Annotated in this window: 8 protein-coding genes; 5 read left to right on the top strand and 3 right to left on the bottom strand. The window is 34.5% G+C overall.

Features of this window, described 5'->3' with window-relative positions:
• Window positions 1-22: 22 nt before the first annotated feature.
• The gene (locus ACNQGJ_RS06855; protein WP_417971392.1) at window positions 23-1,303 is read right to left on the bottom strand and encodes a glucose-1-phosphate adenylyltransferase; all 1,281 of its coding nucleotides are present in this window, start codon (window positions 1,301-1,303) and stop codon (window positions 23-25) included.
• A complete protein-coding gene (locus tag ACNQGJ_RS06850) occupies window positions 1,300-2,721 on the bottom strand; it encodes a glycogen synthase (RefSeq protein WP_417971390.1) in 1,422 nt (473 codons plus the stop codon). Before ACNQGJ_RS06850 ends, ACNQGJ_RS06855 begins: the two co-directional genes overlap by 4 nt.
• Before the next feature lie 165 nt (window positions 2,722-2,886).
• Here ACNQGJ_RS06850 and ACNQGJ_RS06845 point away from each other — a divergent pair, with 165 nt between their 5' ends.
• The 3 genes from ACNQGJ_RS06845 to ACNQGJ_RS06835 are packed head-to-tail and all read left to right on the top strand — an operon-like array spanning window position 2,887 to window position 4,836.
• Window positions 2,887-3,753 (top strand): alpha/beta fold hydrolase, encoded by an 867-nt coding sequence (locus ACNQGJ_RS06845; RefSeq protein ID WP_417971388.1) that lies wholly within the window; start codon window positions 2,887-2,889, stop codon window positions 3,751-3,753.
• A gap of 41 nt (window positions 3,754-3,794) precedes the next feature.
• Window positions 3,795-4,184 carry a peptide-methionine (R)-S-oxide reductase MsrB gene (gene msrB / locus ACNQGJ_RS06840; protein ID WP_417971386.1) on the top strand — a complete coding sequence of 130 codons (390 nt, stop codon included), beginning with the start codon at window positions 3,795-3,797 and terminating at the stop codon, window positions 4,182-4,184.
• Window positions 4,185-4,188: 4 nt separating this feature from the next.
• Window positions 4,189-4,836 carry an endonuclease III domain-containing protein gene (locus ACNQGJ_RS06835; RefSeq protein ID WP_417971384.1) on the top strand — a complete coding sequence of 216 codons (648 nt, stop codon included), beginning with the start codon at window positions 4,189-4,191 and terminating at the stop codon, window positions 4,834-4,836.
• Window positions 4,837-4,874: 38 nt separating this feature from the next.
• Here ACNQGJ_RS06835 and ACNQGJ_RS06830 read toward each other — a convergent pair whose 3' ends face one another.
• On the bottom strand, window positions 4,875-6,497 hold the full coding sequence (locus ACNQGJ_RS06830; RefSeq protein ID WP_417971382.1) for an amidase: 1,623 nt from the start codon (window positions 6,495-6,497) through the stop codon (window positions 4,875-4,877).
• Between the two features lie 719 nt (window positions 6,498-7,216).
• Here ACNQGJ_RS06830 and ACNQGJ_RS06825 point away from each other — a divergent pair.
• Complete coding sequence (locus tag ACNQGJ_RS06825; protein ID WP_417971380.1) at window positions 7,217-9,613, top strand: glycosyltransferase; 2,397 nt, start codon at window positions 7,217-7,219, stop codon at window positions 9,611-9,613.
• A gap of 1,131 nt (window positions 9,614-10,744) precedes the next feature.
• The coding region (locus ACNQGJ_RS06820) for a SprB repeat-containing protein (protein ID WP_417971378.1) at window positions 10,745-12,916 on the top strand (2,172 nt) is incomplete at its 3' end.

Below are 12,916 nucleotides of genomic sequence, written 5' to 3'. Positions count from 1 at the left end.
GTAAGAAAAAATAATTTTAAATTTACTTTATGATGTAATTGTCTGGGATAACTGCTCCTTTTTTAATAACAACTATTCCGTCTTTAATGGCATACAATTCATTCGAAAAATCTTCTAAATGATTGCCTCCATTGATGTAAACATCATTACCAATGCGGCAATTTTTATCTACAAGAGCATTGTTTATAAAACATCGTTCCCCAATTCCTACCAATTGTCTGTCGTTTTTAAGGTCTTCATTCATATCATCAATATTTTGATAGAAATCATTCCCCATTACGTAACAATTCTGAATTATAGTTCCGTCTCCAATTCTGGATCTAATCCCGATTACGGAATGGTTTATTTCTTTGGCATTCAAAATACAACCTTCGGAAATTAACGATTTATCAACCATTGTTTTTTGGAATTTTGAAGGGGGCAATAATCTAGGTCTTGTGTAGATTTTATTATCGTTATCGAATAAATTAAATTTAGGTAAATCTTCCGTTAATCCAATATTAGCCTCAAAAAAGGAATCTATATTACCAATATCAGTCCAATATCCTTCGTATTGATAGCTCAATATTTTTCTATGACCTACCGCTTGCGGAATAATTTCTTTACCAAAGTCTTTTGTTTCTTTATTGGACATGATGTCTACCAATAGTTTTTTGTTGAAGATATAGATTCCCATCGAGGCTAAATAATGCTTGCCTTCGCTCTTCATTTGTTCACTCACATCAGATTCCCATTCTGGCAACAATTCTTTGGCAGGTTTTTCAATAAAAGATTCAATACAACTTTCGGAGTTTGTTTTTAATATTCCAAATTCAGGAGCATCCTTCGCATTAACCGGTAAAGTAGCAATTGTGATGTCGGCTTCTCTTTTAATATGCTCTTCTAACATTGCATCGAAATCCATCTGATACAATTGATCTCCGGAAAGTATCAATGCATAATCAAAATCATGATTTAAGAAATGAGGCATACATTGTCTTACAGCATCTGCCGTACCTTGAAACCAGGTTGGGTTATCAGGCGTTTGTTCGGCGGCAAGAATATCAACAAAGGCATGACTAAAAATACTAAAATTATACGTATTTTTAATGTGTGCATTTAGCGAAGCTGAATTAAATTGCGTCAACACAAACATCCTGTAAATATCGGAATTCATGCAATTTGAAATAGGAATATCAACCAATCTATATTTACCTCCTATTGGCACTGCAGGTTTGGATCTTGATTCTGTCAATGGATATAATCGGGAACCTTGTCCTCCACCTAAAATAATGGCAATAACATTTTTCTTTTTAACTTTCATTTCTTGTTAATTATTAGATTGTACATTTCTATATATTCCTGACAAACACGCTCCCAAGAATGGTCAGTGTTCATCGCTATTTTTTGTATTTTGTTGAGATGCGCTTTGTCATCGTATAAGTTTAGGGCTCTTTGAATCGAATAACAAATATCTCCTACCGTTGCCTGATCGTGACAGATACCGTTTCCATCATCACCAAAATCAATTACGGTATCTCTTAATCCACCTGTTCGCCGCACAATAGGAATAGTTCCATACCGGAGCGAATACATTTGGTTCAAACCACAAGGTTCTACTCGTGAAGGCATTAATAGAAAATCAGAGCCAGCATAAATCAAGTGCGCTAATTCCTCATTATAACCAATAAACGTATTGTAATTCCCTTTATAATCTTGTAATAAACGATTTAATTGATTTTCAATAGTTGTATTTCCTGAACCTAAAATCAAAATATTAAGTTGTTGATAGTTCTCTGATAATGCAAGAGCGGCAGCATGTGGTAATAAATCACCTCCCTTTTCTTCTAATAATCTTCCAATAAAACTAAAAAGCGGTTTGGTTGGATCTAAATTAAAGAGGTTGCACAATTTTTCTTTATTCTCCTGTTTACCTTTTTCGAAATTTTTAATCGAATAATTTTTTTCCAGCATCGCATCTTGCTCCGGATCCCAAACTTCAATATCTATCCCGTTCAAAATTCCTTTGGATTTGTAACGTACTAGATTAAACAATGATTCTAATCCATTGGCGGAATAGTTGATTTCATTCAGATAATTTGGTGAAACTGTCGTAACGGCCCAAGCACATTTAATGGCTACAGCCAAGGAATTAATACACTTATCCCATTCTAAAACTTTCACATGAGCCAAATCAAATTCTGGTATGTAATGCAATTTATCAAATCCAAACTGTCCTTGATACAAACCATTATGAATGGTAATCATCGTTGGTGTATTGCGTAGTTTTTCATATTTATTAGAATACAACATCATAAAAGGAATTAATCCGGAATGATGATCGTGACAATTGATAACATCTGGAACTTCATTTCTACCTGATATCCAATCTAATGTGGCTATTTGAAACGATAAAAATCGCTCAGTATCATCTTCATATCCATAAACGTCTTTTCGGTCAAATAATTCTGGAATTTCAACCAAATACAACTCAAATCCAAGTACATCAGTTTTTTCTTTTAGAATATTAAAAGGGAAATTAAAGTCTCCCAATTTTACATGACCCCAATGTACACATTCAAAATCATGTTCTTTTTTGAATTTTGTTTCATAGCAGGGGATTACAACTCTTACAAGATGTCCTGCATTATTTTGATATTTTGGTAAAGCCCCCACCACATCTGCTAAACCACCTACTTTTGCTACAGGATAACACTCTGCACTGATATGAAATATTTCCATATATGAAATTTTGTTGTTTTCAGTTAATTTATATACTTGTGTACTATTTATTATTTGAGCCTTTTATATTAATCCCATTAAAACTTTATAAAAAATACTACTTTTATGTTTTCTAAATTTAGTAAAAAAAAATTAACATAATAACTCGCATGAAAATTTATTAAAATGACAAAAAAAACTTCTATTCATACGCAATCATTGAAAATTCCTAAGGTTATCTTATTAACCAGTAAATTAATCTCTTTTATTTCGCCAAAACTGATTACATTATTTGCTGCCAAATTATTTACTACTCCAATAAAACACAAAATTCCAAAAAGAGAATTAGAAATGGAGCGAAATAGTCTGCAACAATTAGTCAGAATTCCTACAATTGATAAAGAAGTGGTATTATATCAGTATGGAAAAAGCGAAAAAAAAATTTTACTGGTTCACGGTTGGTCTGGCCGCGGTACACAACTATTCAAGATAGCGGATGAATTACTTAAAGTAGGATATTCTACTATTAGTTTTGACGCACCTGCACATGGAAAATCGCCTGGAAAAACCACCATTATGGTTGACTTTATCGCTACAATTTTAGAAATAGACAAGCAATTTGGACCGTTTGAAGCTGCAATTGGCCACTCACTGGGCGGAATGTCTGTTTTAAATGCTGTAAAAAAAGGGTTGCGGGTCAAGCATGCCGTAGTTATTGGAAGCGGCGATATTGTGGAAGATATTATGGATGATTTTGTAGCTAAATTAGAATTGAAACCAAATATAAGCACCCTTCTACGTTTGCATTTCGAAAAAAAATACGAAGAAAAAATGGACAGCTATTCTGCCTACTTAGCTGCCAAGGAAATTACTATTCCAGTTTTAGTAATCCATGATAATGATGATACAGAAGTTCCGGTACAAGCGGGAATACACATTCATAAACACTTAAAAAATGGAACTTTAATTTTAACTAACGGATTAGGTCATCGGAAAATTCTTGGCAACGCTAAAATAATTGAAAAAACAATTCAATTCATTCAAAACAAATAACTGTTAAACAACGTTATCTGTAAAATAAATAATCTGAAATCATGAAATATCCTTTAGAAAAAACAGAACAAGAATGGAAACAACAATTGGGAGAGGAACGCTATCGAATCCTTCGACAAAAAGGAACAGAATCCCCTCACACTGGAACCTATAATTTGCACTATGAAAAGGGAACTTACTGCTGTGGAGCCTGCAATGAACCTTTGTTCGAAAGTAACTCTAAATTTGATGCGCATTGCGGTTGGCCTTCCTTTGACGAATCTATTCCGGGAAAAGTTGAATATATTTCAGATGTGACTCACGGTATGAAACGCACGGAAATTTTGTGTGCAAATTGTGGCAGTCACCTCGGACATGTATTTGATGATGGACCAACCAAAACCGGACAACGCTATTGTGTGAATTCTTTATCTGTGGATTTCAAAGAATAATACCATGGATCTATTTGGAAATACTACTGACTGGGCTGAAAAATTAGAACCTATTCTAACAAAATATCAAGGGAGAAAACATCCATTAGAATACTCTAATTTATACCAACTTGTGGTAATGGTCGTTTTATCTGCACAAGATTCCGATGCGAATATTAATCAAATTGCCCCTATTCTATTTGAAGCCTATCCAAATATGGAAAGTTTAGCTGTTTCTAATCGGGAAGCATTGATTCCCTATATCTCTAAAGTTAGGAATTTTGGTACCAAAGCGAGCTGGCTTATAGAATTAGCGCAAGCCATCCAAAAAGATAAAAATATCCCACTTACTATGGAAAGTTTGGTTGCACTAAAAGGCATTGGAAGAAAATCAGCTAATGTGATTATGCGTGAAGCAAAAGTTCCAACGGAAGGTATTATTGCCGATTTGCATGTTATTAGAGTGGCACCCAGAATTGGATTAATGCCAGAAACTAAAGACGGAATTAAAGCCGAAAAACAACTCATGCAAGTGTTACCCAGAGAAATTTGGGGCGAAATTGGAATGGCTATTTCATTCCTGGGAAGAGAAATTTGTAGACCACAACCCAAATGTCCTGAATGTTCTATTACTGAAATATGCGCCTATTATAAAAAAACAGTAAAAGGGTAAAAGCGAATTGCTATTGCCCTTTTACTGTTTTTAATATTTTATAAAAAAGAAGCTTTTAATGTGGCTGTAACTCGCTTTTTAGATGCTTGTTCATATGCATAGCCCAATCCTATTAATTCTCCCTCCATATATGAAGTTCCAAAAAAGGACAATCCAACAGGAAGATTATACACCATCCCACATGGAACTGTGATGTGTGGATAACCACTAGCAGCAGCAGGAGAAGTCAATGAATAGCCTCCCCAACGATCCCCGTAAATCATATCAATACTACAAGCGGGGCCCATGGTAATTCCACAAATAGCATCTAACTTATTTTCGTTAAAAATGGTGGTTAAAATCCTCTTCATTCCTTCAAAACTTACTGTTAAAGCCTCTTTATAATTTTTATCTTCTAATCCTTTTTTTGCGTTAGAGCTCTCTAATGTTTCTTGTTTAAAATAAGGCATTGCTTTATCTTCATTTGCACTATTAAAATCAATTACCTCTTTTAAGGTTTTTACTTTTGCATTGGCTGTAGCTAAATATTTATTCAATCCGTCTTTAAATTCGTATTGCAAAACTTCAAATTCGGCTTGACCCAAAGCATTAATTTTATCAAAATAGTCAATTTCGATAATGGTTGCACCTTGTTTTTTTAAAAGATCTTTAGCGTCTTCTAAAAGTTTATTCATGTATTTATTATTTCCTTGCGGTTTTTTCTCAATTCCGATGCGTTTGCCTTTTAAAGCATTTACATCTAAAAACGTAGTATAGTCCTTTTGAGTCTTTCCTTTGCTTTCAAGCGTTACTGAATCTTCACTATCAATAGCAGCCATAACGCCCAATAAAATTGCTGCATCCGTTACAGTTCTTGCCATTGGACCTGCCGTATCTTGCGTTTTTGAAATAGGAATAATTCCAGATCTGCTGACCAAACCTACAGTAGGTTTAATGCCTACAACACCATTTACAGATGCAGGACAAACAATAGAACCATCTGTTTCAGTTCCAACCGCAACAACACAAAGATTAGCGGACACAGCAGCACCTGAACCCGCGCTGGATCCACAAGGATTGTGATCTAGAATATAGGCATTTTTTGTCTGACCGCCTCTGCTACTCCATCCAGAGCACGATTGGGTCGAACGGAAATTTGCCCATTCACTTAAATTTGTTTTTCCAATAATTATTGCTCCTGCAGCTCTGAGTTGTTTCACTACAAAAGCGTCATTTGAAGCAATATTTCCTTCCATTGCCAAAGACCCTGCAGTCGTCTGCATTTTATCAGCGGTATCAATGTTGTCTTTTATTAAAACGGGAATTCCATGTAAAGGTCCTCTACTTTTACCCGCTTTCATTTCTTTATCCATTGCAACAGCAATAGCAACTGCGTCAGGGTTGACTTCAATAACCGAATTCAATTGTGGGCCATTTTTGTCAATAGTTTCAATACGTTTTAAATACAATTGCACTAATTGTTCTGAAGTATATTTTCCAGACGCTAATTTCTCTCTTAAACTCCCGATGGTTTCTTCATCAAGTTCAAAGTTCGTTTTGGAATCCTCAGCAGATACTACATCTTCCTCTTTTTTGGTATTGGAGTTACACCCTGTAATTAAAAGTGTGGTTAAACCTGCGGAAGCAAGTGTTGCAGTAGTTAAAAAAGATCTTCTTTTCATAGGTTAAAACATTTATTTGGATAATTATTGAATAAATTAATGCCCTAAAGTACTTTTTTTTTACCAAATTCAATACGCTATTAATTAGAACAAACGTTAAATTTTAAATGCTATCAAAAAGTTTACACAAAACTTCAAAAATAGGTCCTTCCCCCGCTATATTACTGTTCAACAAAATATTTTCATCCTTAAGAATATCTTATTCTTTATTGTTTAACTATTTTTAATTCTGGTAGAGATTCACACGATGTATTGGTCTTTATTCTCGTAACAAAAAAATTTACGGCTTGAGTTCCATCATTTAAATCGCAAAATCAGAAATACGGTATTCTACGGCACGTTTTGTTTTAAACTTTTGTAAAAAAGCGAAAAAATTTGCATAAAAAATCATCATAAACAGATAATGATTTTGAATGCTTTTTTTAGTTCAAAAATAGTACGAAAGCATAATTTGTGAAAAATTTATAGCGACCTCCAAGAATTTTAGTATAAAAAAGAATAAAACCTTACAATATTTGTTCAGTCGTTTATTTATAATGACTTGATATTGTGCAAATAACACAACTTTTTAACAAAACTTTATAACAGATTTTAACATTGTAACTCGAACTTTACATTTCGACATCTTACCTTTTATTTAGCCTTGCCATTGAACGAATAAGTAGTGCATCTGTTGCCTATCTTAATTACTGAAAGAATTAATGCTTAATACAAAAAAAATGAAAAATAGAATCACCACTAAAAGTTCCAATATGCGATCTACCGGAAGTCTAGAAAAAGGACATTCCTCTACATCGAATGATATCTATATTCCTAAGACTAAAGAAAAGTTACCAGAAATTTTATTTATTACTTCGTATCCCCCTCGCGAATGTGGCATTGCAACTTATTCTCAAGATTTAATTAAGGCATTGGATAACAAATTTAAACATTCGTTTAAAATAAAAATTTGTCCGTTAGAATCCAAAAACGAACAACATGTTTACTCTGAAACAACACAATATATTCTGAATACTGACCATTCAAATGCTTTCCAAAATTTAGCAGCCAAAATAAATTATAACGCTGCAATTCAGATTGTATTGATACAACATGAATTTGGTTTCTTCAGAAAAAATGAGGCCGATTTTAGACAGTTTTTAAATGCGGTTCAAAAACCTGTAGTCATTGTTTATCATACCGTACTACCAAATCCAAATGAATTATTAAGAGAAAATGTAAAAAAAATAACTGGATTGGTTCATTCTATTATTGTAATGACAAGTTCATCCGCAAAAATATTAGTAAATGACTATGGAGTTCCTCTGGAAAAAATTACGATTATTGCACATGGAACGCATTTAGTTCCTCATTCTGATAAAGTAATTTTGAAGGAAAAATATAAATTAACGGGTCGAAAGGTACTTTCCACTTTTGGGTTACTTAGTTCCGGCAAAAGCATTGAAACCACGCTGGATGCATTACCCAATATCATTAAAGAAAATAATGATGTCCTGTTTCTAATTATTGGAAAAACACACCCATCTGTCGTAAAAGAAGAGGGAGAAAAATATCGATTAATGCTTGAAGCAAAGATTGAAGTTTTGCAACTGCAAAATCACGTACAATTTATAAATAGTTATTTGTCCCTATCGGATCTACTGGAGTATTTACAACTTACCGATATTTACTTGTTTACATCCAAAGATCCAAACCAAGCGGTAAGTGGCACTTTTTCTTATGCCATGAGTTGCGGTTGCCCGATAGTCTCCACTCCTATTCCACATGCATGCGAAGTATTGTGTGGGGAATCCGGAATTATTATAGACTTTGGAAATATTCAACAATTAGCCACAGAAGTGAACCTTCTGTTATTTGACAAGCAGTTGAGAAAAAACATTAGTGCCAATGGATTGCACAAAATAGCACCAACAGCATGGGAAAATGCTGCAATTGCATACGCTTTGTTATTCGAAAAAATTGCAGACGATACACTTTCATTGCATTATGAAATCCCCGAAATTAATTTGGACCACATAAAAAAATTAACAACTTCTTTTGGAATGATTCAGTTTTCTATTATCAACAAGCCAGATATAAATTCTGGTTATACATTAGATGATAACGCGAGAGCAATGGTTGCAATGTGCCAACATTTTGAACTGACAAAAGATATAGCCGATTTAGAATACATCTATATTTATTTTAATTTTATCAGATATTGTATTCAGTCAGAAGGTAATTTCTTGAACTACGTAGATGAAAACCGTGAATTTACAGATCAAAATAATACAACTAATCTATCTGATTCTAATGGAAGGGCGATTTGGTCATTAGGATATCTGATCTCAATAAGTGATTTGATACCCCAAGATTTAGCAAAAGCTGCAACAATAATAATAGATACCGCTTTGTTAAATGTAAGTAAAATTCATTCCACAAGAGCAATGGCATTCATAATAAAAGGCATATATTATCGTAATACAAAAAATAAATCCGATCAAAATACAGCTTTAATAAAAGAACTGGCCAATCGATTGGTTCAAATGTACAGACACGAATCCGACAATGATTGGACTTGGTTTGAAAGCTATCTTACGTATGGAAACAGCATTTTACCCGAAGCCTTACTGTGTGCTTGGCTAACTACTGGAGATATTATTTATAAAGAAACTGCGAAATCCTCATTCGATTTTCTTTTGTCAAAAATATTTAGAGGTGAGTCCATAAAAGTAATTTCTAATAAAGGATGGCTGCAAAAAGAAAATGAGGCGATCCCTAAACCCATTGGAGGCGAACAACCAATAGATGTAGCCTATACTATTTTAGCATTAAGCAAATTCTATTATGTCTTTAAAGAAGATGCCTATCTACAAAAAATCGAAATTGCTTTCAGTTGGTTTTTAGGAAACAATCATTTGCAGCAAATCATTTACAACCCCTGTACCGGAGGATGTTATGATGGACTGGAAGACACATACATCAATTTGAATCAAGGAGCAGAATCTACTGTCAGTTATTTGATGGCAAGACTTACTGTTAAAAAAATAGTGAAAAAAACGCCTAAAGGTAGCAGTGCGCCCGAAAGTCAAATGGAGCTTTATATGAAATTGAATAGTAAAAATCAATTTGCATAATATCTCTGTAAGATTCGGATTTTTACACGTAAAACTGCTATTTATCCGGACTCAAGTCTCATAAAATATCTGTATTGTAAAAGCCATCTCAATCCATTTGAGATGGCTTTTTATTAATCCAAAATAAATATTTGTTCTTCTGGGATTTTGGAGTAGATTTTCCCGCAATAATAAGTCTCAAATTTGTGATTTTAAAATGAATATGAGTACACTTAATTCATTAAAGTGCTACAATAATGTAATGGTATTAACATAATTTTATAATTAACAAAATTGTTGTAATACTATTACTAACAAATTAACTGTCAAGCAATTACATCTGTTTCTGATTACTAATTCAAGGCTGTAAAGCTTTTCTTATTGGAGCGTGTTCTTTGTCGGAAATTATAGAATTTTATCGTTTTAAAGTCTTTTATTATTTTCTTTATTGATGTAATGCCTAACTTTATTTTAGAAAAAATTATTCGTATTAAGTTGTCATATAGCAACTTAGTACATTTTAGTCTTGCTTTTTTTATCATTTTATTTTAATGATTTAATTTAAACGAGAAAAAAATTAAGTTTTTTTTTAAACGAATTTAAGTTTGTGTTAGGATATAGATTTTGTTCCCCGCATTTTATATACCTGTGTTTGATGGCTCCCTTCAATTATTTAATATTTGAAGATTACTGAAGAGTGGTTGGATGCATTTACCCAATGTGTAACCTTCCAATAATAACCTTTTACCAGTATTTAATTTAATCGTTTTGAAATTAATCTAATAAATTTTTACAAATCGATTTCGGTGGAATGATAAAGATGTATTTATTGTCTTAATAAAAATATTCTTTTGATGATTGTTGCCTTCATTATTTTATTTGAAGTTGTGTACTTACCCCAAGTCTGTTTACTTCCTAATTAAATCAAATATATGGTGTTAAAATACTATTATTATGAAAAAGAATACATTTTTTAAGTTTTTCGATTTTTTATACAACAAAATAATATGTTGCTTTTTAACGAAAAACACTATTTCTAAATTAAATTTAAAAAAATTTAATAAGAGAAACCCTTCTGCTTATCTGTCAAGATTATGGTGTCTTTATTGGCGCCAATGGCTTACTGTGTCACTTCTGATAGTGACAATTTTGATGACAAATAATACCGTTACTGCACAAGGATCTATTAGAGGTATAGTACCTGTAATATCGCCTAAAAGCGGTTCCGGAGTTGATGGCGATGCCTTCGCGCATTCTCCTGCTGGATATGAAAATGTAGGTGACTTGTTTGACTCTCAGCATCCTACAGTTGCCGGTCACGGTGTGATTAACCCATTCACGGGCGAATTACTGTATCCGGGTCAAACTTTTTTTCTACAGGATAGGTATATAAATGATTTAAGCATTTTTACTGCATCCAACAAAATCAATGACGATCCCAACACATATACTTGGGGTCCGGGTAGTTCACCAAACAAAAATGAAATCCAAAATGCTGGTGTTCATTTTTCTTATGGAGATCCTGCATTAGGTGGATTGTCAACTGATTTATGGGCTTTATTTGCGGGTGATCGTCAGGTTACCATGGGTAGTAGTTATATTGATTTTGAGTTTTTACAGAAATCTATGACTATCACTGGGGCAACTACCAGCGCTACTGGAGAAATTACTGGTGGCAGCGGAAGTTTCACTAGTTTAGGAACTGACGGCGGTCGTACGGTCGGTGACATTTTGATCACTATTGAATTTACCAATGGTGGTGGGGATGCAAATGCAGTAATTCGAGTATGGACTGCAAAAGCAGGAGGTGGCTTTGAATATGTAATTCATCCCCACTCAGAATTTTTAGGTAGAATTTTCATAACGAATAATACTACTATTACCCATGTACCATTTGATGTATTTGGAAGCGATCCTAACAACACTGGTGTTGGTGGAGATTACGCTCCAAATCAATATGCAGAAGGTGCAATCAACCTTACCCAAGTATTCAAACTTGCAAGCGATCCTTGTTTTTCACTCAGTACAGTATTTATTAGAACTCGATCTTCTGGTAATTCTGAACAATCTGAATTGAAAGATTTTCCAGGTGCTCCTATTCAATTTAAAGTAGACTCAAATCCAAAGGTAGCCGCAGTTGCTACCAGTTCCATATGTAATGGCGGATTTGGTTCAATAAATCTTACTGTAACCGGAGGTCTTGCTCCTTATACTTTTTCATGGACTGGCCCAAATAATTTTACAGCAAGTACTGAAGATCTTAGTAGTATTACGGCCGGTACCTATCAATTTGTTGTAAGAGACGCTAAGGGTTGTACTTCTTCCGGTTCTGTAGTTTTGGCTGAACCACAACCCATAGTGGTATCATCCGCTACTGCCAATAATCCTCTTTGCTTTGGTGTTGCCAATACGGGCTTTACCATCACTGCAACAGGAGGAACAGGCACGTTAATGTATTCAAGTGACAATGGAGCGACTTATGTGGCTTCAGGAGTATTCACCGGACTTACCGCGGGTACTTATACTTGGAGAGTAAGAGATGCTAATAATTGTTTCAGAACAGGAACAGTGACTATCACAATCCCTACGGATATTACTGCATCTGCCGTTGCCAATAATTCACTTTGCTTTGGTGTTGCCAATACCGGCTTTACTATCACTGCAACAGGAGGAACAGGCACATTCATGTATTCAAGTAACAACGGGGCTACTTATGTGGCTTCGGGAGTATTCACCGGACTTACCGCGGGTACTTACACTTGGAGAGTAAGAGATGCTAACGGTTGTATCAAAACAGGAACAGTGACTATCACAATCCCTGTTGATATTACTGCATCTGCTGTTGCTAATAATCCACTTTGCTTTGGTGCTGCCAATACCGGCTTTACTATCACTGCAACAGGAGGAACAGGCACATTGATGTATTCAAGTGACAATGGAGCGACTTATGTGGCTTCAGGAGTATTCACCGGTCTTACCGCGGGTACTTATACTTGGAGAGTACGAGATGCTAACGGTTGTATCAAAACAGGAACAGTGATTATCACAATCCCTGTTGATATTACTGCATCTGCCGTTGCCAATAATTCACTTTGCTTTGGCACAGCCAATACCGGCTTTACCATTACAGCAACTGGAGGAACAGGCGCGCTACAATATTCAAGAGACAACGGCGCTACTTACGTGGCTTCGGGAGTATTCACCGGGCTTACCGCGGGTACCTATACTTGGAGAGTACGAGATGCTAACGGTTGTTTCAAAACAGGAACAGTGACTATCACAATCCCTGTTGATATTACTGCATCTGCCGTTGCTAATAATCCA

This window comes from Flavobacterium cryophilum (assembly GCF_048286555.1).
GTDB lineage: Bacteria > Bacteroidota > Bacteroidia > Flavobacteriales > Flavobacteriaceae > Flavobacterium.
Note: the sequence above shows the minus strand (reverse complement) of the source record. Positions and strands in the feature narration are given on the sequence as shown.